This is a genomic window from Delftia sp. WSY_22, assembly GCF_043104185.1.
Classification (GTDB): domain Bacteria; phylum Pseudomonadota; class Gammaproteobacteria; order Burkholderiales; family Burkholderiaceae_C; genus Comamonas; species Comamonas tsuruhatensis.
The window spans coordinates 1-20522 of record NZ_JBICKN010000051.1; the positions used below are offsets into that span (position 1 = coordinate 1).

Here is a 20522-nt window from a genome sequence, read left to right on the forward strand (position 1 = left end):
TAATTCTTAGAAAACTAGGAATACACAATGTCCAAGCAAAAAATCCGCATCCGCCTGAAGGCGTTTGACTACAAGCTGATCGACCAGTCGGCTGCTGAAATCGTTGACACTGCCAAGCGCACCGGCGCCATCGTCAAGGGTCCCGTGCCCCTGCCGACACGCATGAAGCGCTTCGACATCCTGCGCTCGCCGCACGTCAACAAGACCAGTCGCGACCAGTTCGAAATCCGCACTCACCAGCGCCTGATGGACATCGTTGACCCGACTGACAAGACGGTTGACGCTCTGATGAAGCTGGACCTGCCCGCAGGTGTGGACGTCGAGATCAAGCTGCAATAAGTACTTCACAGGCCCCTTGCGGGGCCGTTGAAGGGCTTTGATTTAACGCGAACTTGCTTGAAAAGGCAGTTCGCGTTAAAATTTGGGGCTTCGCCTTTCTTGAGCGAAGTTTTATCAACCTTCTTTCGTGCGCAAGGCCTTGGACATCTGGGGCGGGAGCGCAACGCTGGGCCAATTGCAGTTTCAGCGGCGGAAGTTTTGGAGCAAACAAATGAGTCTGAGCAACTCCCTCGGGTTGCTGGGTCGCAAGGTGGGCATGATGCGTCTGTTCACTGATGATGGGGACGCAGTGCCTGTCACAGTGGTGGATGTGTCGAACAACCGCGTGACTCAGGTCAAAACCCAAGAGAACGATGGCTACGTGGCCCTGCAGGTCACTTTCGGTTCGCGCAAGGCATCTCGCGTGACCAAGCCAGAAGCCGGCCACCTTGCCAAGGCAGGTGTCGAAGCCGGTGAAGTGATGGGTGAATTCCGCGTGACCGAAGAAACCGCTGGCAAGTACGCCGCAGGCTCCGTCCTGCCCGTCGCCGAGCTGTTCTCGGTGGGCCAGAAGGTGGACGTGCAAGGCACTTCCATCGGTAAGGGCTTCGCCGGCACCATCAAGCGTCACAACTTCCGCTCGCAGCGCGCCTCGCACGGCAACAGCCGTTCGCACAATGTTCCCGGCTCCATCTCGATGGCCCAGGATCCAGGTCGCGTGTTCCCGGGCAAGAAGATGACCGGCCACATGGGCGATGAAACCATCACCACCCAAAATCTCGACGTGGTTCGCATTGACGAAGCACGCCAACTGCTCTTGATCAAGGGCGCTGTTCCGGGCTCCAAGGGTGGCTTCGTGACGGTGCGCCCCGCCATCAAGGCCAAAGCTTCCAAGGGAGCGAACTAATGCAGCTCGAACTCCTGAATGAACAAGGCCAGGCCGCATCCAAGTTTGATGCGCCCGAGACTGTTTTCGGCCGTGAATTCAACGAAGACCTCGTCCACCAGATCGTGATCGCCTACCGTGCCAACGCACGCCAGGGCACTCGCGCTCAGAAGGACCGCGAGCAGGTTCGTCACACGACCGCCAAGCCGTTCAAGCAAAAGGGCACCGGCCGTGCTCGTGCCGGTATGTCCTCCTCGCCTCTGTGGCGTGGCGGCGGCCGCATCTTCCCGAATCTGCCTGAAGAAAACTTCACGCAGAAGATCAACAAGAAGATGTACCGCGCCGGCATGGTTGCCATCCTGTCGCAGCTGGCCCGCGAAGGCCGTCTGGCCGTGGTGGACTCGCTCAAGCTCGAAAGCCCCAAGACCAAGGTGCTGGCCGACAAGTTCAAGGCCATGAACCTGGAATCGGTCATGGTGATCGCTGAAGAAGTCGACGAGAACCTGTACCTGGCTTCCCGCAATCTGAAGAACGTGTTCGTGGTCGAGCCGCGCTACGCCGACCCCGTGTCGCTGGTGCACTACAAGAAAGTGCTCGTCACCAAGGGTGCGATCGACAAACTCAAGGAGATGTTCGAATGAGCACGCTCAAGTTTGACGAAGGTCGTCTGATGCAGGTGTTGGTTGCTCCCATCGTGTCCGAAAAGGCCACCATGGTTGCAGAGAAGTCCAACGCCGTGACGTTCAAGGTGCTGCAGAGCGCCACCAAGCATGAAATCAAGGCCGCCGTGGAACTGATGTTCAAGGTGGAAGTTGCTGGTGTCTCCGTGGTGAACATCAAGGGCAAGACCAAGCGCTTTGGCAAGACCACCGGCCGCCGCGACCACGTTCGCAAGGCCTACGTGATGCTCAAGCCCGGTCAAGAGCTGAACCTGTCCGGGGAGGCTGCGTAATCATGGCTGTTATCAAGCTCAAACCGACGACCCCCGGCCAACGCGGCACGGTCAAGGTCACGCGTGACCATCTGCACAAGGGTGCAGGTTTCGCCCCCCTGCTGGAGCCTCAGCACCAGAAGTCGGGCCGTAACAACAACGGTCACATCACCACCCGTCACAAGGGCGGTGGCCACAAGCACCACTATCGCGTGGTGGACTTCAAGCGCACCAAGGACGGCATCCCCGCCAAGGTCGAGCGCATTGAGTACGACCCCAACCGTACGGCCCACATCGCTCTGGTGTGCTATGCCGACGGCGAGCGTCGCTACATCATTGCTCCGCGCAACCTGGAAGTCGGCGCAACGATCGTCAGCGGTTCGGAAGCCCCGATCCGCGTGGGCAACACCCTGCCGATCCGCAACATCCCCGTGGGTTCGACCATCCACTGCATCGAACTGAAGATCGGCGCTGGCGCGCAGATCGCCCGTTCGGCAGGTACGTCGGCTACGCTGCTGGCCCGTGAAGGCATCTACGCCCAAGTGCGTATGCGTTCCGGCGAAGTGCGCAAGGTGCACATCGAATGCCGCGCGACCATCGGTGAAGTCGCCAACGAAGAGCACAGCCTGCGCCGTCTGGGCAAGGCCGGTGTGAAGCGCTGGATGGGTATCCGCCCGACCGTTCGCGGCGTGGTGATGAACCCTGTCGATCACCCGCACGGTGGTGGTGAAGGCAAGACCGGTGAAGGTCGTCACGCTGTTGACCCATGGGGCAACCTGACGAAGGGCTACCGTACCCGTAACAACAAGCGCACGCAGTCGATGATTGTGTCGCGTCGTAAGAAGTAAAGGGTAGCAAATGACTCGTTCTCTTAAAAAGGGTCCGTTTGTTGACCATCACTTGCTGGCAAAGGCCGAGAAGGCCGTCGCCACCAAGGACAAGAAGCCCGTCAAGACCTGGTCGCGTCGCTCCATGGTTCTGCCCGAGTTCATCGGTCTGACCATTGCCGTGCACAACGGCAAGCAGCACGTGCCCGTGTATGTGACTGACCAGATGGTCGGCCACAAGCTCGGCGAATTCGCGCTGACCCGTACCTTCAAGGGTCACCCGGCGGACAAAAAAGCCAAGAAGTAAGGAATAGAACATGTCTGAAACACGTGCTGTTCTCCGTGGCGTCCGCCTGTCTGTGGACAAGGGTCGCCTGGTCGCGGACCTGATCCGCGGCAAGAAAGTGGACCAAGCCCTGAACATCCTGACGTTCACGCAGAAAAAAGCTGCCGTGATCATCAAGAAGGTGCTCGAGTCCGCCATCGCCAACGCCGAGCACAACGACGGCGCCGACATCGACGAACTGAAGGTCAAGACCATCTTCGTCGAACAAGGCACCACGCTCAAGCGCTTCACCGCGCGTGCAAAGGGCCGCGGCAATCGCATCAGCAAGCCCACGTGCCACGTGTACGTGACGGTTGGCAACTGAAAGGCCTGGGAAGAATATGGGACAGAAAATCCATCCTACCGGCTTCCGCCTGGCTGTTAGCCGCAACTGGGCCAGCCGTTGGTACGCAAGCAACCGCGACTTCGCCGGCATGCTGGCCGAAGACATCAAGGTGCGCGAGTTCCTGAAGGCCAAGCTGAAGAACGCCGCCGTGTCGCGCATCCTGATCGAGCGTCCTGCAAAGAACGCCCGCATCACGATCTTCTCGGCACGTCCTGGTGTCGTGATCGGCAAGAAGGGCGAGGACATCGAGAACCTGAAGAAGGAACTCGCAACCCGTCTGGGCGTGCCCGTGGCTGTGAACATCGAAGAAGTGCGCAAGCCTGAAATCGATGCCAAGCTGATCGCCGACTCGATCTGCCAGCAGCTCGAAAAGCGCATCATGTTCCGCCGCGCCATGAAGCGTGCGATGCAAAACGCCATGCGTCTGGGTGCCCAAGGCATCAAGATCATGTCTTCGGGCCGTCTGAACGGTATCGAAATTGCACGCTGCGAGTGGTACCGCGAAGGCCGTGTGCCACTTCACACGCTGCGCGCCGACATCGACTATGGCTTCTCCGAAGCCAAGACGACCTACGGTGTGATCGGTGTGAAGGTCTGGGTCTACAAGGGTGACACGCTGGGTCGTAACGACCTGCCGGCAGCCGAGACCCCCCGCCCCGAAGAAGAGCGTCGTCCTCGCGGCCCCCGCCGCGATGGTCGCGGCGATGGTCGTCGTGACGGTGCTGGCCGTGGTGCCCGCCGCCCCGCAGGCGCTAACGCAGCACCTGCAGACGGCAGCGACAAGCCCGCCGGCGCTGGCGCTGATTCCGTTAAGCGCGTTCGCAAGACTGACGCGCCCGCTACAGCAGCGGACGGTAAAGGAGAATAAAGATGCTGCAACCTGCTCGCCGCAAATACCGCAAGGAGCAAAAGGGTCGCAACACCGGTATTGCAACGCGTGGTAACTCCGTTGCTTTCGGTGACTTCGGCCTGAAGTCCACTGACCGTGGTCGCCTGACGGCACGTCAGATCGAAGCGGCTCGCCGCGCGATCTCGCGTCACGTCAAGCGCGGCGGTCGTATCTGGATCCGCGTGTTCCCGGACAAGCCAATCTCTACCAAGCCCGCAGAAGTTCGTATGGGTAACGGTAAGGGCAACCCCGAGTACTACGTGGCCGAAATCCAGCCCGGCAAGGTGCTCTACGAAATCGTGGGCGTCCCTGAAGAGCTGGCTCGTGAAGCGTTCCGCCTGGCCGCTGCAAAGCTGCCGCTGCGTACGACCTTCGTGTCCCGTCAAATTGGTGCCTAAGGAGAACAACATGACGAAAGCTGCTGAACTCCGCCAAAAAGACGTTGCCGGCCTGGAAGCCGAAGTGAAGTCCCTGCAAAAGGCTCACTTTGGTCTGCGTATGCAGAAGGCCACGCAACAGCTGGGTAACACGAACACGCTGCGTACCACGCGCCGTGACATCGCCCGCGCCAAGACCATCCTTGCTGAAAAGCAAGCCGCCAAGTAATCAGGAAGCCGACATGACGGAAGCTAAAAAATCCCTCAAGCGCACCTTGATTGGCAAGGTGGTCAGCGACAAGCGTGCCAAGACCGTGACGGTCATGGTTGAACGCCGCGTCAAGCACCCGATCTATGACAAGATCATGATCAAGTCCAGCAAGTACCACGCTCACGACGAGCAAGGTGAGTACAAGCTGGGCGACGTGATCGAAATCACGGAAAGCCGCCCGCTGTCCAAGACCAAGAACTGGGTTGCTACCCGCTTGGTGCAAAAGGCTGCTCTGGTGTAAGCCTACCTAGGCCCACCGGCTGCAAAGCCACAGGAAACGACCCACAATGTGGGTCGTTTTTTCGTTTGGGGACCGCCATTTCGGCGGCCCCCGGTTTTGCACCACAAAGGAGATAGAGATGATCAAAGTCGGAGATGCCCTGCCCGCTGCCACCCTGATGGAATACGTGGAAGTCGAAGGCAATGGCTGCAGCATCGGCCCCAACCCCGTGAAGCTGCCCGAAGCCGCTGCAGGCAAGACCATCGCGGTCTTCGCCGTGCCCGGTGCATTCACTCCCACCTGCTCGGCCAAGCATGTGCCCGGCTTCGTGGAGCAGGCCGAAGCCTTCAAGGCGGCCGGCGTGGACGAGATCTGGTGCCTGTCGGTCAACGACGCCTTCGTGATGGGCGCATGGGCCCGCGACCAGAAGACCGATGGCAAGGTGCGCATGCTGGCCGACGGCGACGCCGCATTCGCCAAGGCCACCGGCCTGACGCTGGATCTGAACGGCAAGGGCCTGGGCCTGCGCAGCAACCGCTATTCCATGCTGGTCAAGGACGGCAAGGTCGTCACGCTGAACGTGGAAGGCCCTGGCAAGTTCGAGGTCAGCGACGCGGCCACTTTGCTGGGCCAGGCCAAGGCCTGATCGCGCTGCAGGCCTTCTGGCCTGCGCACCGCGCTATTGCGAAAAAAGGCATTGCACCCGGGTGCAATGCCTTTTTTGTATTGGGGGCGTTGGTTCAGCCAGGCCGGCCTAGAAAATATCGGCCTTGAGGTAGTGCGCCCCCGCGATGGGGTTGTGATAGTAGGGCGGGATTTCCTCGAAGCCCAGGTCGACGTAGAGGGCGCGGGCCGATTCCATGTCGTCCAGCGTGTCCAGCAGCACATGGTCATAGCCGGCCTGGCGCGCCACATCAAGCATGGCTTCGGCCAGCTGCCGACCCAGTCCGAAACCGCGAAAGGCCTTGCGCACGAACAGGCGCCTCATCTCGGCGGCATTGGCGTAGTCGCAGTTGTCCAGGGGGCGCAGGGCGCAGCAGCCGGCCACTGCGCCATCGACCCTGGCCAGCAGGATGTGGCCGCGCGGCGCAGCGTAGTCGCCGGGCAGATCGGCGATCTCGGCCTCGAAATCTTGAAATTGCAGATCGACATCCAGGCTTGCAGCGTACTCCCGGAAGATCTGGCGGACTTCGTCCCAGTCTTCCGCGGGATTCGGCGCCAGCAAGGCGACAGCAGGCTTGTCCACGGGCACTCAGCTAAAACGACGGAAAGCGCAGTGTAGCGGCAAGCGGCCCACCTCTGGCTGCGCCGTCAGAAAGCGCCACCAAGCTGCTGTACCCACCATGCCGCGGCGCCTGCCCCGAAGGCCAGGGCCAAGGCCAGCCAACGGCTGCCTGCCGTGTCGCGTGAGGCGGGGACTGGCGCGGACAACTGTTTGTCCCCGGTCACCATGGCTCGCACCAGGCCGCGCCCTCGCCAGGCATAGAACACGATGGCCAGAAGATGCAGGGCCACCAGTGCGTACAGCAAATACTGTCCCCAATGCGCGTGATAGGCCGTGGCCTGCGCCACCGTGTCGCCCGATGCGAAGCGGCTCAGCGGCCCGGAGAACGCAATCTCGTCATCGCTGAGCAATCCGCTGCCTACCTGGGCGATCAGCACCGCCAGCATGGCCAGCACGGACAGAGCGCCCAACGGGCTGTGGCCTGCGCTGTCGCTCTCCGCTCCTTGCCCGCGCAGATGGCGCAGCAGGGCGGAAGGTGCATGGATGAAGCTGGCAAAGCGCGACCAGCGGCCACCCACCAGGCCCCACAACAGGCGAAACAGCAGCAAGGCCAGCATGGCATGGCCCAGCAGCAGATGCCAGTTCATGGCATTGCCGCCCAGTTTGGCCGTCACGACCAGGGCAATCACGGTTGCGGCCAGCAGCCAGTGAAACAGCCGGGTGGGCAGGTCCCAGATGCGGACCTTGTGCTTGGCGGCGCCTTGTGCGGTCGGTTCTTGTGCCATGGCATGAGCGTGTGGGTGGGAATGAGTGCATTGTGCCGACCTGCATTCCGGAGCCGGCAGTCAATGCACCCTGGCTGCGGTCAATCAAAGCTGCGCCCGCAAGGCGTCACTGCCATACTGGCCCGGCAGATTTCCCCACACTCGAAAAGGAAAACCACGATGAAGAAAGTTTCTGCATTGGCGCTGGCCGCCCTGGTGGCCGCTACCGCGCTGCCGGCTTCCGCCCAGTTTGCCAAGTCCGAGGACGCCATCAAGTACCGCCAGGGCGCGCTCGCCGTGCTGGGCCAGCATTTCGGGCGCCTGGGCGCCATGGCGAACGGAAAGATCCCCTTCGATGCCAAGGCGGCCCAGGAAAACGCCGAGGTGGTGGCCTTCATGGCCAAGCTGCCCTGGGCAGGTTTCGGCGCAGGCACGGAGGGTGGAAAGGCCAAGCCTGAAATCTGGAAGGAGCAGGCCAAGTTCCAGGATCTGTCGGAGAAGATGCAGGCCGAGACGGTCAAGCTCGCGGCTGCGGCCAAGTCCGGCAACCTGGACCAGCTCAAGGCGGCCTTCGGCCCGGCCGCTGCCAGCTGCAAGGCCTGCCACGACAGCTTCCGCAGCCGCTGATCGGCATGCAGATGCAAAAAAACCGGCGTGATGCCGGTTTTTTCTGGGCTTGCCTGCGCCGTATCAGGCTTCGGCCAGCAGTTTCTCGATCAGCCGGTGCAACTCGGCGAAGTCAGGCGCTCCCACATAGCGCTTCACGATGTCGCCGCGCTTGTTGACGATGTAGGTGGTGGGCGTCAGCTGCACATCACCCCAGGCGCGGGCCACGGCGCCGGTGTTGTCCAGCGCCACCTTGAACGGCAGCTTGCGCGAATCGGCGAAGTTCACCACATAGCTGGGCGGGTCGTAGCTCATGGCCACGGCCAGGGTCTCGAAGCCCTGGCCCTGGAATTTCTGGTGGGTGGCGACGATCTCCGGCATCTCGGCCACGCAGGTGGTGCAGCTGGTGGCCCAGAAATTGACCAGCGTCACCTTGCCCTTGAAATCGGCCGTGGTCTGCTTGCTGCCATCCAGCAGCACGAAGGTCGATTGCGGCGCCGCCGTCTGGCCTGCGCCCGAATACACCCATGCGCCCATTCCGGCGGCTGCGGCGATCACCACGCCTACGATCCAATGTTTGCTTGCCATAGCGACGATTGTGCCCAAAGTTGTGCCCGTAGGCCTGCACGCATGCCGTGCACCGCGTTTCGATGCGCGGCAAGGGCAAAAGTTCGGGTCTCGGTCAAGCGGGCCGTGTCGATAATGCCGGCATGACATTGATGGAAAGCTTTTTGATCCCCATGGCAAGGCTCCGCGCTCCTGCCATGCGGCTTGCTGCCGCTGTGCTGGTGTTGACGCCCTTGGCCGCATGCAGTCCCCGGCTGGATTGGCGGCAGGTTGCGGTCGAGGGCACGCCACTGCGTGTGCTTTTGCCTTGCGATCCGCAATCGGCCACCCGGCCGGTGGAACTGGGCCAGGGCATGGGCACGGTGCAGATGTCCATGATGGGATGCGACGCCGATGCGTCCACCTACGCGGTTTCCCACTTCCTGGTCAGCGAGCCCTCCAGGGCCGCCGAGATGCTGTCGTACTGGCAGGCGGCCGTGCTCGGTCAGATGAATCCGGGTGCGCCGGGACAGGCGCCGGCCGGCGCCAAGCAATTGCGCTCCAAGGAAGATGGCTCCTTCGTGCCTGCAGGCGCCTTCAATCTGCCGCAGTCGCTGCGCACCACGTTTGAAGGCGTGGGCCCCCAGGGCTGGAAGCTCACGGCCCATGGCGTGTGGTTTGCACGAATGGAGCCGGCGGGCGCGCGCCTCTACCATGCCGTGATCTACAGCGACAAGCCGCGCACAGACGAGGCCAACAACTTCTTCGCCAGCCTGCAACTGCAGTAGCAACAGGTTTGGAGCCACGGATGCGGGAGGCAACTGTGGCATGGAGCGCAGCGCAGGCGCGCCGTTTGCCCTGCATGCGCCTTCGCACGCCATAATCGACTCCGAACCCTGTGACTTCATGACCACGCGCATCCTTTTGTTCACCCACGCACCTTTGGCCCAGGCACTGCGCGAATGCGCCCTGCATGTGTTCGCCGACAGTGCCGAGGACGTCCTTGCCCTGGATGTGCCCGCTCAGGAGCCGCCCGAGGCCACCCTGATGCGTGCCGAGCAGTTGCTTGAAGACCATGGCGGCCTGCTGGGGCTGCCCACGCTGGTGCTGACCGACCTCTTTGGTGCGACGCCCTGCAACGTGGCGCAGCGCCTTGTGGCGCAACTGCCTGCCGGGCGGCTGGTGGCCGGAGTGAACTTGCCCATGCTGCTGCGCTCCATAGGCTATCGCCACGAGGCGCTGGAAGCCGTGGCCGAGCGTGCCTTGGCGGGAGGCAGCCATGGGGTGATGCAGGTGGGCGTGAACACGCCTCAGAACCAGAGTCCGCGACCATCCAATGATCAAGACCCCTATCACCATCAGCAATAAACTGGGCCTGCACGCCCGCGCCTCTGCCAAGCTCACCAAGCTTGCAGGCAGCTTTCCCTGCGAAGTCTGGATGAGCAAGGGCGAGCGGCGCATCAATGCCAAGAGCATCATGGGCGTGATGATGCTGGCTGCCGGCATGGGCTCCGAGGTGCTGCTGGAGACCGACGGAGCACAGGAGCAGGAAGCCATGGATGCGCTGACCGCCCTGATCAACGACAAGTTTGGCGAAGGCCAGTAATGTGCCTTTGCGGCGCTGGCAGACGGTGAGCGCAACAGAGCAACACGCGCTGGAACTGGACGATGCCGCATTGCGACGGTCCGGGGCCTGCGCAGCAGCAGGCAAAGGACAGGCGCAATGACGTTTGCAATCCACGGACTGGCCGTGTCACGGGGTATCGCCATAGGGCGTGCGGTGGTGGTGGCCTCCAGCCGCATGGAGGTGGTGCACTACTTCATCCGGCCCGACCAGGTGGACGCGGAAATCGACCGCGCCCGCAGTGCGCGCAATGCCGTCATCGACGAGCTGCGCCGCCTGCAGGATGAAATGCCCAAGGATGCGCCGGGCGAGCTGGATGCCTTGCTCGACGTCCACCTGCTGCTTTTGCAGGACGAGGCCCTGGCCGCCGCCATCAAGCACTGGATATCCGATCGCCTCTACAACGCCGAATGGGCGCTGACCACGCAACTGGAGGTCGTCTCGCGCCAGTTCGACGAGATGGAGGACGAATACCTGCGCGAGCGCAAGGCGGACCTCGAGCAGGTGGTCGAGCGCATCCTGCGCCATATGAAGGGCATGGCCAGCCCCGTGCCCGCACCGGCCGAGCTGTTGGCAGTCGAGGCAACGGGGGAGGGCACGCCGCCGCAGCAGCCGCTGCTGCTCGATGGCGCCACCGAGGCGCCGCTGGTTCTGGTGGCGCAGGACCTGTCGCCAGTGGACATGCTGCAGTTCAAGAGCCGGTTGTTTGCCGGCTTCATCACGGCCGTGGGCGGCCGCACTTCGCACACGGCCATCGTGGCGCGCAGCATGGACATTCCTGCCGTGGTCGGCGCCCGGGCTGCGGGGCAACTGATCCGCCAGGACGACTGGATCATCATCGACGGCAATGCAGGGGTCGTCATCGTCGATCCCTCACCCATCATCCTGGCCGAATATGGCTTTCGCCAGCGCCAGAACGAGCTCGAGCGCGAGCGCCTCTCGCGCCTGCGCCACACGCCTGCGCTGACGCTGGACGGAGAGCGTATCGAGCTGCTGGCCAACATCGAGCAGCCCGGCGACGGGCCTGCGGCCGTGCATGCGGGCGCGGTGGGCGTGGGGCTATTCCGCACGGAATTCCTGTTCATGGGGCGTGGCGGCAACCTGCCCGGCGAGGAAGAGCAATACCGGGCCTACCGCGAAGCCGTGGATGGAATGCAGGGCATGCCCGTGACCATTCGCACGCTGGACGTGGGCGCCGACAAGCCGCTGGACAAGGCCCAGCCCAAGGACTACTACCTGAACCCCGCGCTGGGTCTGCGCGCCATCCGCTGGAGCCTGGCCGATCCGGCCATGTTCCGCACCCAGCTGCGCGCCATCCTGCGTGCTGCCGCGCATGGGCAGATCCATCTGCTGTTCCCCATGCTGGCCCACCAAAGCGAGATCGAGCAGACCCTGGCCCAGGTGAGGTTGGCGCAAAGCGAGCTTGACGCGCGCGGCGTGGCGCACGGCCCGGTCAAGCTGGGCGCCATGATCGAGGTGCCTGCGGCAGCGCTGATCGTGCGCACCTTCCTGCGCTATTTCGACTTCCTGTCCATCGGCACCAACGACCTGATCCAGTACACGCTGGCCATCGACCGCGCCGACGAGACCGTGGCCCATCTCTACGATCCCCTGCATCCCGCCGTGCTCAAGCTGGTGGCGGATGTGATCGCCGAAGGAAGGGCGCAAGGCAAGAGCGTCTGTGTCTGCGGGGAGACCGCCGGCGATGTGGCCATGACGCGCCTGCTGCTGGGCCTGGGCCTGCGCAGCTTTTCCATGCATCCGGCGCAGATCCTGGTCGTCAAGCAGGAAATCTTGCGTGCCGACACACGCAAGCTGGCCGCCTGGGCGCAGGAAGTCCTTCGTTCGGACAGCCCGGCAGCGCTGCTGAGCCCATGACTTCGGTCAAGTGAAGGCGCGAGGCAAAAAAATCACAACTTCAGTTGCGATTGATTCTCATTCGATGTTATGATCCGCTCCAATGCAGCAAGAAGCTCTCTGGTGGGGAATTCGAGCTGCAAGCTTTTTCAGTTTCATCGTGGGGCGACTCGCCAGGCCTGTTCAGCCTGCAGCAAGTCGGTTTGCCAGCCAGCGGTCTGCCGGTTAGCCAGGCTTTTTTTCTACGTGGAACGGGAAAGCACGATTGCATTCAATTCAAGCAGGGCATGCACGTTGGCCCTGCTTTTTTATTGCCTTCAACTGCGTCGGCATCAGTTGTTTTCCGGCTCAGGATGGCCTCGCACGACAAAGCGCCGCGAAAACCCCAGGGGGCGCGTGACGGCGCGCGGATCGCCAAGAAATGGCAGCCGGAATCCAGGTTCCTGCAGGATTTCGACACTCCAGTCCGTATTTCCCATGAATCGAAATCGCACCAGCGATCGTTCGTCCGATGGCAGCAACGAGAAGCTGCCCGTGGAATACATGCTGCCTATCACGGCCTTGTCGAGTGCCTGCAAATTCTCGTCGAGCAGCGTGATCCGCAGCATCTCCTCCATGGGCGTGTCATCGGTGGTGAACAGAAGGTAGAGGTCGTTCCATTGAAAGGCTGCCTCGAGAATGGTGCCGTCCACCAGAATGGGCGTTGCATTCCCGTTGAGCACCAGGCGGCTTTGCGGTACCTGCCCTGCAGGATGGGATGCGGCGGGCTGCAGTGACAACTGCCGGTCGGAGAGGATGCGCATCTGTTGTCCTGAAGTGTCACCAGAGGAATTCGACGCCTATGGCAGCCAGTGCCCCGCCGACAAAAGCGCCGACCACCACGCAGGCAGGTGCCCCGGGCCCGCAGGCCAGCCCGGCCAGGGCACCACCTGCCATGCCTCCACCGATCCCGGCACCTGTGACGGCCAATTCCTTGCCGGCGGCCTCCACCTTGTTGTCTGCGTTGGCGATGGTGTAGACCGATACCGCAATAGAGAAGACCAGGAGGCCGCGTCCTGCCCGGGAGAGCGTGCGCATTCTCTGGGTGATGGCGGCATTGGACTTGCCGGCGGATTTGACGATTTCGCCATACACGGCGTTTTGCTGGACCGCCGTGAGGCGATCGAACCGCACGTTGGGGCCGTGCAATTGCTGGGCCTTGCGGGCAATCAGCTCATTGAGCGTCTTGCCCTCGCTCTTGATGCGTTGCGCCATGGCTCTGCCCACGGGGGTGCTGCGGCCTCGGATGATCTCCATGATGACATTGCGCGCCTCCTGGGCCTGTTGTGCAGCCTGTCCCCAGGTGATGCGACCGCTCGTGGCCTGCAACTGAAGCTCGTTGGCCATGGCCTGAATCTGTCGGGCATAGGCCAGGCGTGCAGATGAGTCCAGCGAGAGATGCACCCCGGCATTGGCAACCTCTGCTTTCAGTGCCTGTATGGCGGCATCGAATGCTGCACGGTCCTTTTGCTCGTCATTGGCCATATGCATTTATCCCTTTGTCAATGGATCGGCGCCCGAACGCCCGAAGTCCTGGATTTCATGTCGTTGAGCCGCATTCCGGGGTCGTTCGGATTTTTTTGAATGCAGAAAGCATTCGGAAAATCGGCATCATAAAGAGATCGGGAAATTCATCAACCGAGATGCCGGTGACACATGGCATCGATTGTTTGTTGCTGAATGTGTATTCAGGTCAAAACCGGCGCCTGAATGCCATGCCTCCAGACATGAAAAAGGGGATGGCCTGCAAAGGCCATCCCCGAAGTGCGTGAAGAAGGCCGCCCTGCAAGCAGGCGGCCATCGCCGGCTCAGACGCCGGCGGCGTGTGCCTGCTGGTCCGCGTGGTAGCTCGAGCGCACCATGGCGCCCACGGCTGCATGCGTGAAACCCATCTTGTACGCCTCTTCCTCGAACATCTTGAAGGTGTCGGGGTGCACGTAGCGACGCACCGGCAGGTGGCTGTTGCTGGGTGCCAGGTATTGGCCGATGGTCAGCATGTCGATGTCATGCGCACGCATGTCGCGCATGACCTGCAGGATTTCCTCATCGGTCTCGCCCAGGCCGACCATGATGCCGCTCTTGGTCGGAACCTTGGGGTGCAAGGCCTTGAACTTCTTGAGCAGGTTCAGCGAGAACTGGTAGTCCGAGCCGGGACGCGCTTCCTTGTACAGGCGCGGTGCGGTCTCCAGGTTGTGGTTCATCACATCGGGAGGCGCGGCCTTGAGGATTTCCAGCGCACGGTCGTCGCGGCCACGGAAGTCGGGCACCAGGATCTCGATCTGGGTCAGCGGCGAGAGCTCGCGGATGTTCTTGATGCACTCGACGAAGTGGCCCGAGCCACCATCGCGCAGGTCGTCGCGATCCACGCTGGTGATGACCACGTATTTCAGGCGCAGCTCGGCAATCGTCTTGGCGAGGTTGAGCGGCTCGTTGGTGTCCAGCGGGTCGGGGCGGCCGTGGCCCACGTCGCAGAACGGGCAGCGGCGCGTGCACTTGTCTCCCATGATCATGAAGGTGGCCGTGCCCTTGCCAAAGCACTCGCCGATGTTGGGGCAGGAGGCTTCCTCGCAGACCGTGTGCAGCTTGTTGGCGCGCAGGATGTCCTTGATCTCGTAGAAGCGCGTGGTGGGGCTGCCCGCCTTGACGCGAATCCACTCGGGCTTCTTGAGTGCTTCGCCATGCTCGACCTTGATCGGGATGCGCGAAAGCTTCGCTGCCGCCTTCTGCTTGGCCAGCGGGTTGTACTCGGCTTGTGACTGCGCTTCGCGCACGACGGTGTTGGTGGTCATGGTTCTGGATTCAGGGGGCTAGGCGGCGCTGCAACTGTCGTCCCAGCACGCGCGCGGCTTCGTCCCAGGTTGTCTGAACGCCGATTGTAGAAAGGTCCACCGTTTGCAGCCCTGCGTAGCCGCAAGGGTTGATCCGGCCGTAGGGTTCCAGGTCCATGGCGGCGTTCAATGCAACGCCGTGATAGGTGCAATGCCGGCTGACCTTGATGCCCAGGGCTGCAATCTTGCCCAGCCCCGAAAAATCGGGTTGGGGCGCGGGCGAGCCGGGTGCGCGCAGTTGCGGGCGCTGGGGCAGCATGGCATGGCTGCGAGGGTCGTCGAGGCGCACGTAGATGCCGGGGGCGCCTTCCACGCGGTGGCCGGTGATGCCGAAATGCTCCAGCGTGCGGATGACCGCATCCTCGATGCGGAACACGTATTCCTTGACGAAGTAGCCCAGGCGCTGCAGATCCAGCAAGGGATAGGCGACCACCTGGCCCGGGCCGTGGTAGGTGACCTGTCCGCCGCGGTTGGTGGCCACCACGGGAATGTCGCCAGGGCTCAGCAAGTGGTCACTTTTGCCGGCGAGGCCTTGTGTGAAATGCGGGGCGTGCTCGCAGATCCAGAGCTCGTCGCGCGTGCCGGCATCGCGTTGGCTGGTGAAGGCCTGCATGGCCTGCACCGTGGCCTCGTAGTCCGTGCGGCCCAGCAGGCGCAGGTCCAATGACTGCGACTGCTGCGCGTCAAGGGTGCTCACAGCACCACTTTCACCAGCGGATGCGAGGTGAAGGCGCGGTACAGATCGTCGAGTTGTTCGCGGCTGGTCGCCGTCACCGTGACGGTGACGCCCAGGTATTTGCCGCTGCTGCTGGGGCGCAATTCAATGGTGCTGGCGTCAAAGGCAGGGTCGAAGCGTTGGGCGATCTGGGTGATCTCGTGCACCAGATGCTCGGCCTTGACGCCCATGACCTTGATGGGGAACTGCGACGGGTACTCGATCAGCGAATCCTTGCGCGGGTCCGCGCCCGGCTCGGTGGCTGGGGTGGGGGTAGGGGTGGAGGCGTCGGTCATAGGTGAATCAAGGTTAATCGCTTGGCGTTGGAGGCGATTGTGCGCTATCGTTCGCGGCCATGTCGCAGCCCGGGGCTGCCGCGTCGTCCGCCACGAGAACTCCACACACAACAAACAAGTGGCCTGCGGCGCGAGGCTGGCGCTGTTGGCCGGCTGCCACACAGCCCGGTCGCCGCCTCCGTTTTGGGCATGCCCGTAACAACCCCTATCGTTCGGCAGGGGTTTTTACTTATAATCAGAGGCTTTGTGAAAAAGTCTTGTCTGGTCTGCGGCCTTAGAGAATTCAATGAAAAACTACGCCGCCGACACAGACGCTGACAGGGAACTTGAGGGCGAGGATTCCGACTTCAAGCCCCTGACCTCCGAGGAGGCTCAGGAGTGGCGCACGCGAAACCCGCAGATGTCTGTGTGGCGTTTCGTGGTGGTCCAGGCGGTGGTGGGCGTGCTGGTGGCACTGGTCGCATGGCTGGTGACGGGGCGCGCCGAGGTCGGATGGTCGGCTGCCTACGGTGCCTTGTCGGTGGTGTTGCCGGCAGCGCTGTTTGCGCGTGCCGTCGTACGAAAGAGGCCGGGCGGCGCTGCAGCCGCCATGGTGGGAATTTTTGGCTGGGAACTGGTGAAGCTGGTGCTGTGCATTGCCATGCTGGCGGCTGCACCCAAGCTGGTCCCGGGGCTGAGTTGGCTGGCGCTGCTGGCGGGCTTGGTAGTCGTCATGAAAACGTATTGGGTCGCGCTGATAGTGCGATCCAGTGTCCGAAAAACCGATTGATATTTGAAGAGAAGTTGACCGATGGCCGCAGACGCGCACGCACCTACTGCAAGTGAATACATCGTTCACCACCTGCAGCACCTCCAGAACATCAAGCAAAAGTCGATCATCGACTTTTCGGTCATCAACCTGGACTCGATCGTCGTCAGCGCCACGCTGGGCGTGCTGAGCCTGTTCGTGCTGTGGCTTGCCGCGCGCAAGGCCACATCGGGCGTTCCGGGGCGCTTCCAGGCGGCTGTAGAGCTGCTGGTCGAGATGGTGGACAACCAGGCCAAGGCCAACATCCACAACGCGCAAAGCCGCAAGTTCATCGCTCCCCTGGCACTGACCGTGTTCGTGTGGATCTTCATGATGAACGCCATGGACATGCTGCCGGTGGACCTGCTGCCGGTGCTGTGGCAGGGCTTCCAGGGTGACTCGCACGCCTACCTGCGCGTCGTTCCCACGGCTGACCTCTCGACCACGCTGGGCCTGTCCTCGGCCGTGCTGATCCTGTGCTTCTTCTACAGCATCAAGATCAAGGGCATGGGCGGCTGGGCCCACGAACTGGTGACTGCCCCGTTCGGCACCAGCAAGAATCCCGTGTTTGCACTGATCCTGGGTGTCGTGAACCTGGCCATGCAAATCATTGAATATGTCGCCAAGACGGTTTCGCATGGCATGCGACTGTTCGGCAACATGTACGCTGGTGAGTTGGTGTTCTGTCTGATCGCTCTGATGGGCGGTGCGGCTGCCATGTCGCTTTCCGGTGTGTTGCTCCCCTTGGGGCACATCATTGCAGGCTCTATCTGGGCGATCTTCCACATTCTGATCATCACCCTGCAGGCCTTCATTTTCATGATGCTGACGCTGATCTATCTCGGCCAGGCGCATGAAGCCCACTGACCATTTCCTTTCCCTCTCAACCTTTCTCTTTCTTTAATCTCAGGAGTCATCATGGAAAACATTCTCGGTCTCGTCGCTCTGGCTTGTGGTCTGATCGTTGGTCTGGGCGCTATCGGCGCTTCGATCGGTATCGCCCTGATGGGTGGCAAGTTCCTGGAATCGTCGGCACGTCAGCCTGAGCTGATCAACGAACTGCAAACCAAGATGTTCATCTTGGCCGGTCTGATCGACGCTGCCTTCCTGATCGGTGTGGCCATCGCTCTGCTGTTCGCTTTCGCCAACCCCTTCGTCCTGGCCTAAGCTCCGATCAACGCCCTAGATAGAAAGGTGTTGCCGTGAGTATCAACGCGACCCTGTTCGTCCAGGCCATCGTTTTCCTGATCCTGGTGCTGTTCACGATGAAGTTCGTGTGGCCCCCGATCGCGAAGGCGCTGGATGAACGAGCTCTGAAAATCGCCGATGGCCTCGCTGCTGCCGACAAGGCCAAGACCGACCTGGCCGCTGCCAACAAGCGCGTCGAGCAGGAACTGGCCCAGACGCGCAACGAAACGGCATCGCGGCTTGCGGACGCCGAACGCCGTGCCCAGGCCATCATCGAAGAAGCCAAGGCCCGTGCCTCCGAAGAAGGCAACAAGATTGTTGCTGCTGCCCGCGCCGAGGCCGAGCAGCAGACAATCCAGGCCCGTGAAGCCCTGCGCGAGCAAGTGGCTGCGCTGGCCGTCAAGGGCGCCGAGCAGATCCTGCGCAAGGAAGTGGATGCCGGCGTCCATGCCGACCTGCTGAACCGCCTGAAGACCGAGCTGTAAGGAAGAGCAAACATGGCAGAACTCGCCACCATTGCCCGTCCTTACGCAGATGCCCTGTTCAAGGCCAGCACCCAGCAGGGTGCTGACCTGTCCGGCACTGTTGCCTGGGCGGAGGAATTGGCGGCGATTGCCGCCAATCCGCAATTGCGCCAGCTGGCCGACGACCCCAAGGTGACCGACGAACAACTGTTCGACGTCATCAGCGGCGTGGCCGGCTCGGCATTGCCCGATGCCGCACGCAACTTTCTGCGCGTCATCATTGAAAACGGCCGACTGCAAGCCCTGCCAGAAGTGGCGGCCCAGTTTCGCAGCCTCGTGAACCGCGCCGGTGGCTCGTCCGACGCCGTGGTTCAAAGCGCATTCCCCATAGATGCTGCCGCACTGGCCGCACTCGGGACTTCGCTGGAGAAGCGTTTCGGCCGAAAGCTGAACCTGTCGGTGCAGCAAGATCAGTCCCTGATCGGTGGCATCCGCGTCGTGGTGGGTGATGAAGTTCTTGACACCTCCGTCAAGGCCCGCCTGGAACAAATGAAAGCGGCCCTCATTGCGTAACAACGCGACTGAGGTCTCGGCTAACCAAAGCTAAAGAAGGAAAGAGTCATGCAACTCAATCCCGCAGAAATTTCTGAACTGATCAAGAGCCGCATCGAGGGTCTGGCTGGCAGCAGCGACATCCGTAACGAAGGCACCGTGGTTTCGGTGACCGACGGTATCGTGCGCGTGCACGGCCTGTCGGACGTGATGCAAGGCGAAATGCTGGAATTCCCCGCAGGCAAGGACGGCCAGCCCTCCTTCGGCCTGGCGCTGAACCTCGAGCGCGACTCCGTCGGCGCCGTGATTCTGGGCGAGTACGAGCACATCTCCGAAGGCGACACCGTCAAGTGCACGGGCCGCATTCTGGAAGTGCCCGTCGGCCCCGAACTCATCGGCCGCGTGGTCAACGCCCTGGGTCAGCCCATCGACGGCAAGGGCCCGATCAACGCCAAGATGACGGACGTGATCGAGAAGGTCGCTCCCGGCGTGATCGCACGCCAGTCCGTGGACCAGCCCCTGCAGACCGGCATCAAGTCCATCGACTCGATGGTGCCCGTCGGCCGTGGCCAGCGCGAACTGATCATCGGCGACCGCCAGACCGGCAAGACCGCCGTGGCCATCGACGCCATCATCAACCAGAAGGGTCAGGGCGTTACCTGCATCTACGTTGCGATCGGCCAGAAGGCTTCCTCGATCAAGAACGTGGTGCGTGCCCTGGAGCAGGCCGGCGCGATGGAATACACCATCGTTGTGGCTGCCACCGCTTCCGAATCCGCTGCCATGCAGTACGTGTCGGCCTACTCGGGCTGCACGATGGGCGAGTACTTCCGCGACCGCGGCGAAGACGCGCTGATCGTCTATGACGATCTGTCCAAGCAGGCCGTGGCCTACCGCCAGGTTTCGCTGCTGCTGCGCCGTCCCCCGGGCCGCGAAGCCTTCCCCGGCGACGTGTTCTATCTCCACAGCCGTCTGCTCGAGCGCGCAGCCCGCGTGAATGCCGACTATGTCGAAGCCTTCACCAAGGGCGAAGTCAAGGGCAAGACGGGTTCGCTGACGGCTCTGCCCATCATCGAAACCCAGGCGGGTGACGTGTCGGCCTTCGTGCCCACCAACGTGATCTCGATCACGGACGGCCAGATCTTCCTGGAAACCAGCCTGTTCAACGCCGGTATCCGCCCCGCCATCAACGCCGGTATCTCGGTGTCGCGCGTCGGTGGTGCTGCACAGACCAAGCTGGTCAAGGGCCAGTCCGGCGGTATCCGTACCGACCTGGCGCAATACCGTGAGCTGGCTGCCTTCGCGCAGTTTGCCTCCGACCTGGACGAAGCCACCCGCAAGCAGCTCGACCGCGGTGCCCGCGTGACCGAACTGCTCAAGCAGGCCCAGTACAGCCCCCTGTCCACCGCCCTGATGGGCGCTTCGCTGTTCGCAGTGAACAAGGGCTACATGGACGACATCCAGGTCAAGCAAGTGCTGGCTTTCGAGTCTGGTCTGCACCAGTTCCTGAAGACCAGCCACGGCGCCCTGATCGACAAGCTGAACGCTTCCAAGGCCATGGACAAGGATTCCGAAGCCGAATTGAACGCCGCCATCGTTGCGTTCAAGAAGTCGTTCGCTTAAACCGGACGAGGAGCCATC

The 20522-nt window shown here is 62.2% G+C and carries 31 protein-coding genes; 23 read left to right on the plus strand and 8 right to left on the minus strand.

All coding sequences use genetic code 11. The features are described from left to right. Nucleotides 1–27 precede the first annotated feature (27 nt). The 12 genes from rpsJ to ACF8NF_RS22305 all read left to right on the plus strand — a co-directional run bounded on the left by rpsJ (nucleotide 28) and on the right by ACF8NF_RS22305 (nucleotide 6036). The gene (gene rpsJ / locus ACF8NF_RS22250; protein WP_003059431.1) at nucleotides 28–339 is read left to right on the plus strand and encodes a 30S ribosomal protein S10; all 312 of its coding nucleotides are present in this window, start codon (nucleotides 28–30) and stop codon (nucleotides 337–339) included. 211 nt (nucleotides 340–550) lie between these two features. Further along, nucleotides 551–1225 carry a 50S ribosomal protein L3 gene (gene rplC, locus ACF8NF_RS22255; protein WP_012202329.1) on the plus strand — a complete coding sequence of 225 codons (675 nt, stop codon included), beginning with the start codon at nucleotides 551–553 and terminating at the stop codon, nucleotides 1223–1225. Next, the gene (gene rplD, locus ACF8NF_RS22260) at nucleotides 1225–1845 is read left to right on the plus strand and encodes a 50S ribosomal protein L4 (protein ID WP_012202330.1); all 621 of its coding nucleotides are present in this window, start codon (nucleotides 1225–1227) and stop codon (nucleotides 1843–1845) included. The genes rplC and rplD overlap by 1 nt, the downstream gene beginning before the upstream one ends. Further along, nucleotides 1842–2156, plus strand: coding sequence for a 50S ribosomal protein L23 (gene rplW / locus ACF8NF_RS22265; protein ID WP_012202331.1), 315 nt, complete (start codon nucleotides 1842–1844; stop codon nucleotides 2154–2156). The genes rplD and rplW overlap by 4 nt, the downstream gene beginning before the upstream one ends. Before the next feature lie 2 nt (nucleotides 2157–2158). Next, on the plus strand, nucleotides 2159–2983 hold the full coding sequence (rplB, locus tag ACF8NF_RS22270) for a 50S ribosomal protein L2 (protein ID WP_012202332.1): 825 nt from the start codon (nucleotides 2159–2161) through the stop codon (nucleotides 2981–2983). A gap of 10 nt (nucleotides 2984–2993) precedes the next feature. Then, nucleotides 2994–3269, plus strand: a complete 276-nt coding sequence (gene rpsS, locus ACF8NF_RS22275; protein ID WP_012202333.1) for a 30S ribosomal protein S19 — start codon at nucleotides 2994–2996, stop codon at nucleotides 3267–3269. A 10-nt stretch (nucleotides 3270–3279) separates the two neighbouring features. After that, nucleotides 3280–3612, plus strand: coding sequence for a 50S ribosomal protein L22 (gene rplV / locus ACF8NF_RS22280; RefSeq protein WP_012202334.1), 333 nt, complete (start codon nucleotides 3280–3282; stop codon nucleotides 3610–3612). A gap of 16 nt (nucleotides 3613–3628) precedes the next feature. Continuing rightward, nucleotides 3629–4501, plus strand: a complete 873-nt coding sequence (gene rpsC / locus ACF8NF_RS22285) for a 30S ribosomal protein S3 (protein WP_012202335.1) — start codon at nucleotides 3629–3631, stop codon at nucleotides 4499–4501. Between the two features lie 2 nt (nucleotides 4502–4503). Further along, on the plus strand, nucleotides 4504–4920 hold the full coding sequence (rplP, locus tag ACF8NF_RS22290; RefSeq protein ID WP_012202336.1) for a 50S ribosomal protein L16: 417 nt from the start codon (nucleotides 4504–4506) through the stop codon (nucleotides 4918–4920). Nucleotides 4921–4930: 10 nt separating this feature from the next. Further along, complete coding sequence (gene rpmC, locus ACF8NF_RS22295) at nucleotides 4931–5128, plus strand: 50S ribosomal protein L29 (protein ID WP_012202337.1); 198 nt, start codon at nucleotides 4931–4933, stop codon at nucleotides 5126–5128. 13 nt (nucleotides 5129–5141) lie between these two features. Beyond that, entirely contained in the window at nucleotides 5142–5411 is a 270-nt protein-coding gene (gene rpsQ, locus ACF8NF_RS22300) for a 30S ribosomal protein S17 (RefSeq protein ID WP_016448513.1), read from the plus strand. A 118-nt stretch (nucleotides 5412–5529) separates the two neighbouring features. Then, nucleotides 5530–6036 (plus strand): peroxiredoxin, encoded by a 507-nt coding sequence (locus ACF8NF_RS22305; protein ID WP_016448512.1) that lies wholly within the window; start codon nucleotides 5530–5532, stop codon nucleotides 6034–6036. A 108-nt stretch (nucleotides 6037–6144) separates the two neighbouring features. Here the strand turns inward: ACF8NF_RS22305 and ACF8NF_RS22310 are convergent, their stop codons facing one another. Together ACF8NF_RS22310 and ACF8NF_RS22315 are read right to left on the minus strand one after the other, a co-directional pair. Then, the gene (locus ACF8NF_RS22310) at nucleotides 6145–6636 is read right to left on the minus strand and encodes a GNAT family N-acetyltransferase (RefSeq protein ID WP_016448511.1); all 492 of its coding nucleotides are present in this window, start codon (nucleotides 6634–6636) and stop codon (nucleotides 6145–6147) included. Nucleotides 6637–6701: 65 nt separating this feature from the next. Continuing rightward, a complete protein-coding gene (locus ACF8NF_RS22315) occupies nucleotides 6702–7400 on the minus strand; it encodes a cytochrome b/b6 domain-containing protein (RefSeq protein WP_244387744.1) in 699 nt (232 codons plus the stop codon). 159 nt (nucleotides 7401–7559) lie between these two features. Here ACF8NF_RS22315 and ACF8NF_RS22320 point away from each other — a divergent pair, with 159 nt between their 5' ends. Continuing rightward, on the plus strand, nucleotides 7560–8006 hold the full coding sequence (locus ACF8NF_RS22320) for a c-type cytochrome (RefSeq protein ID WP_392451295.1): 447 nt from the start codon (nucleotides 7560–7562) through the stop codon (nucleotides 8004–8006). A gap of 63 nt (nucleotides 8007–8069) precedes the next feature. Here ACF8NF_RS22320 and ACF8NF_RS22325 read toward each other — a convergent pair whose 3' ends face one another. Continuing rightward, nucleotides 8070–8573, minus strand: a complete 504-nt coding sequence (locus ACF8NF_RS22325) for a TlpA disulfide reductase family protein (protein ID WP_392451296.1) — start codon at nucleotides 8571–8573, stop codon at nucleotides 8070–8072. A 275-nt stretch (nucleotides 8574–8848) separates the two neighbouring features. Between ACF8NF_RS22325 and ACF8NF_RS22330 the strand changes: the two genes are divergently transcribed. From ACF8NF_RS22330 to ptsP, 4 genes are all read left to right on the plus strand, one after another. Further along, on the plus strand, nucleotides 8849–9319 hold the full coding sequence (locus ACF8NF_RS22330) for a hypothetical protein (protein WP_392451297.1): 471 nt from the start codon (nucleotides 8849–8851) through the stop codon (nucleotides 9317–9319). Nucleotides 9320–9437: 118 nt separating this feature from the next. Further along, nucleotides 9438–9899 (plus strand): PTS sugar transporter subunit IIA, encoded by a 462-nt coding sequence (locus ACF8NF_RS22335; RefSeq protein WP_026061990.1) that lies wholly within the window; start codon nucleotides 9438–9440, stop codon nucleotides 9897–9899. Next, complete coding sequence (locus tag ACF8NF_RS22340) at nucleotides 9868–10137, plus strand: HPr family phosphocarrier protein (protein ID WP_016448505.1); 270 nt, start codon at nucleotides 9868–9870, stop codon at nucleotides 10135–10137. Before ACF8NF_RS22335 ends, ACF8NF_RS22340 begins: the two co-directional genes overlap by 32 nt. A gap of 117 nt (nucleotides 10138–10254) precedes the next feature. Continuing rightward, the gene (gene ptsP, locus ACF8NF_RS22345) at nucleotides 10255–12033 is read left to right on the plus strand and encodes a phosphoenolpyruvate--protein phosphotransferase (RefSeq protein ID WP_016453564.1); all 1779 of its coding nucleotides are present in this window, start codon (nucleotides 10255–10257) and stop codon (nucleotides 12031–12033) included. A gap of 311 nt (nucleotides 12034–12344) precedes the next feature. Here the strand turns inward: ptsP and ACF8NF_RS22350 are convergent, their stop codons facing one another. From ACF8NF_RS22350 to ACF8NF_RS22370, 5 genes are all read right to left on the minus strand, one after another. Beyond that, on the minus strand, nucleotides 12345–12815 hold the full coding sequence (locus ACF8NF_RS22350; RefSeq protein WP_074922623.1) for a hypothetical protein: 471 nt from the start codon (nucleotides 12813–12815) through the stop codon (nucleotides 12345–12347). Between the two features lie 16 nt (nucleotides 12816–12831). Continuing rightward, the gene (locus ACF8NF_RS22355; RefSeq protein WP_016453562.1) at nucleotides 12832–13542 is read right to left on the minus strand and encodes a hypothetical protein; all 711 of its coding nucleotides are present in this window, start codon (nucleotides 13540–13542) and stop codon (nucleotides 12832–12834) included. 317 nt (nucleotides 13543–13859) lie between these two features. Next, nucleotides 13860–14840: a lipoyl synthase gene (lipA, locus tag ACF8NF_RS22360; RefSeq protein WP_013800257.1), complete on the minus strand. Its 981-nt coding sequence runs from the start codon at nucleotides 14838–14840 to the stop codon at nucleotides 13860–13862. A gap of 10 nt (nucleotides 14841–14850) precedes the next feature. Continuing rightward, nucleotides 14851–15576 (minus strand): lipoyl(octanoyl) transferase LipB, encoded by a 726-nt coding sequence (gene lipB, locus ACF8NF_RS22365; RefSeq protein ID WP_016448500.1) that lies wholly within the window; start codon nucleotides 15574–15576, stop codon nucleotides 14851–14853. Further along, nucleotides 15573–15890, minus strand: a complete 318-nt coding sequence (locus ACF8NF_RS22370; RefSeq protein WP_016448499.1) for a YbeD family protein — start codon at nucleotides 15888–15890, stop codon at nucleotides 15573–15575. Before ACF8NF_RS22370 ends, lipB begins: the two co-directional genes overlap by 4 nt. A gap of 286 nt (nucleotides 15891–16176) precedes the next feature. On the opposite strand from ACF8NF_RS22370, the gene ACF8NF_RS22375 reads away from it, so the two are divergent. From ACF8NF_RS22375 to atpA, 6 genes are read left to right on the plus strand one after another with little or no spacing between them, the layout of a single operon-like run. After that, a complete protein-coding gene (locus ACF8NF_RS22375) occupies nucleotides 16177–16659 on the plus strand; it encodes an ATP synthase subunit I (RefSeq protein WP_016448498.1) in 483 nt (160 codons plus the stop codon). Between the two features lie 21 nt (nucleotides 16660–16680). Next, nucleotides 16681–17544 (plus strand): F0F1 ATP synthase subunit A, encoded by an 864-nt coding sequence (gene atpB, locus ACF8NF_RS22380; protein ID WP_016448497.1) that lies wholly within the window; start codon nucleotides 16681–16683, stop codon nucleotides 17542–17544. Between the two features lie 51 nt (nucleotides 17545–17595). Further along, nucleotides 17596–17844: a F0F1 ATP synthase subunit C gene (gene atpE, locus ACF8NF_RS22385; protein WP_011803767.1), complete on the plus strand. Its 249-nt coding sequence runs from the start codon at nucleotides 17596–17598 to the stop codon at nucleotides 17842–17844. Nucleotides 17845–17879: 35 nt separating this feature from the next. Beyond that, nucleotides 17880–18350 carry a F0F1 ATP synthase subunit B gene (locus ACF8NF_RS22390; RefSeq protein ID WP_016448496.1) on the plus strand — a complete coding sequence of 157 codons (471 nt, stop codon included), beginning with the start codon at nucleotides 17880–17882 and terminating at the stop codon, nucleotides 18348–18350. 12 nt (nucleotides 18351–18362) lie between these two features. Continuing rightward, a complete protein-coding gene (locus ACF8NF_RS22395; RefSeq protein WP_012202354.1) occupies nucleotides 18363–18902 on the plus strand; it encodes a F0F1 ATP synthase subunit delta in 540 nt (179 codons plus the stop codon). A 48-nt stretch (nucleotides 18903–18950) separates the two neighbouring features. Further along, entirely contained in the window at nucleotides 18951–20504 is a 1554-nt protein-coding gene (atpA, locus tag ACF8NF_RS22400; protein WP_016448495.1) for a F0F1 ATP synthase subunit alpha, read from the plus strand. Nucleotides 20505–20522 lie beyond the last annotated feature (18 nt).

Bases quoted from the DNA above. Each gene is read 5' to 3' on its own strand.
- rpsJ (WP_003059431.1), top strand. From the start codon at position 28: ATGTCCAAGCAAAAAATCCGCATCCGCCTGAAGGCGTTTGACTACAAG.
- rplC (WP_012202329.1), top strand. From the start codon at position 551: ATGAGTCTGAGCAACTCCCTCGGGTTGCTGGGTCGCAAGGTGGGCATG.
- rplD (WP_012202330.1), top strand. From the start codon at position 1,225: ATGCAGCTCGAACTCCTGAATGAACAAGGCCAGGCCGCATCCAAGTTT.
- rplW (WP_012202331.1), top strand. From the start codon at position 1,842: ATGAGCACGCTCAAGTTTGACGAAGGTCGTCTGATGCAGGTGTTGGTT.
- rplB (WP_012202332.1), top strand. From the start codon at position 2,159: ATGGCTGTTATCAAGCTCAAACCGACGACCCCCGGCCAACGCGGCACG.
- rpsS (WP_012202333.1), top strand. From the start codon at position 2,994: ATGACTCGTTCTCTTAAAAAGGGTCCGTTTGTTGACCATCACTTGCTG.
- rplV (WP_012202334.1), top strand. From the start codon at position 3,280: ATGTCTGAAACACGTGCTGTTCTCCGTGGCGTCCGCCTGTCTGTGGAC.
- rpsC (WP_012202335.1), top strand. From the start codon at position 3,629: ATGGGACAGAAAATCCATCCTACCGGCTTCCGCCTGGCTGTTAGCCGC.
- rplP (WP_012202336.1), top strand. From the start codon at position 4,504: ATGCTGCAACCTGCTCGCCGCAAATACCGCAAGGAGCAAAAGGGTCGC.
- rpmC (WP_012202337.1), top strand. From the start codon at position 4,931: ATGACGAAAGCTGCTGAACTCCGCCAAAAAGACGTTGCCGGCCTGGAA.
- rpsQ (WP_016448513.1), top strand. From the start codon at position 5,142: ATGACGGAAGCTAAAAAATCCCTCAAGCGCACCTTGATTGGCAAGGTG.
- ACF8NF_RS22305 (WP_016448512.1), top strand. From the start codon at position 5,530: ATGATCAAAGTCGGAGATGCCCTGCCCGCTGCCACCCTGATGGAATAC.
- ACF8NF_RS22315 (WP_244387744.1), bottom strand. From the start codon at position 7,400: ATGGCACAAGAACCGACCGCACAAGGCGCCGCCAAGCACAAGGTCCGC.
- ACF8NF_RS22320 (WP_392451295.1), top strand. From the start codon at position 7,560: ATGAAGAAAGTTTCTGCATTGGCGCTGGCCGCCCTGGTGGCCGCTACC.
- ACF8NF_RS22325 (WP_392451296.1), bottom strand. From the start codon at position 8,573: ATGGCAAGCAAACATTGGATCGTAGGCGTGGTGATCGCCGCAGCCGCC.
- ACF8NF_RS22335 (WP_026061990.1), top strand. From the start codon at position 9,438: ATGACCACGCGCATCCTTTTGTTCACCCACGCACCTTTGGCCCAGGCA.
- ACF8NF_RS22340 (WP_016448505.1), top strand. From the start codon at position 9,868: ATGATCAAGACCCCTATCACCATCAGCAATAAACTGGGCCTGCACGCC.
- ptsP (WP_016453564.1), top strand. From the start codon at position 10,255: ATGACGTTTGCAATCCACGGACTGGCCGTGTCACGGGGTATCGCCATA.
- ACF8NF_RS22350 (WP_074922623.1), bottom strand. From the start codon at position 12,815: ATGCGCATCCTCTCCGACCGGCAGTTGTCACTGCAGCCCGCCGCATCC.
- ACF8NF_RS22355 (WP_016453562.1), bottom strand. From the start codon at position 13,542: ATGCATATGGCCAATGACGAGCAAAAGGACCGTGCAGCATTCGATGCC.
- lipA (WP_013800257.1), bottom strand. From the start codon at position 14,840: ATGACCACCAACACCGTCGTGCGCGAAGCGCAGTCACAAGCCGAGTAC.
- ACF8NF_RS22370 (WP_016448499.1), bottom strand. From the start codon at position 15,890: ATGACCGACGCCTCCACCCCTACCCCCACCCCAGCCACCGAGCCGGGC.
- ACF8NF_RS22375 (WP_016448498.1), top strand. From the start codon at position 16,177: ATGAAAAACTACGCCGCCGACACAGACGCTGACAGGGAACTTGAGGGC.
- atpB (WP_016448497.1), top strand. From the start codon at position 16,681: ATGGCCGCAGACGCGCACGCACCTACTGCAAGTGAATACATCGTTCAC.
- atpE (WP_011803767.1), top strand. From the start codon at position 17,596: ATGGAAAACATTCTCGGTCTCGTCGCTCTGGCTTGTGGTCTGATCGTT.
- ACF8NF_RS22395 (WP_012202354.1), top strand. From the start codon at position 18,363: ATGGCAGAACTCGCCACCATTGCCCGTCCTTACGCAGATGCCCTGTTC.
- atpA (WP_016448495.1), top strand. From the start codon at position 18,951: ATGCAACTCAATCCCGCAGAAATTTCTGAACTGATCAAGAGCCGCATC.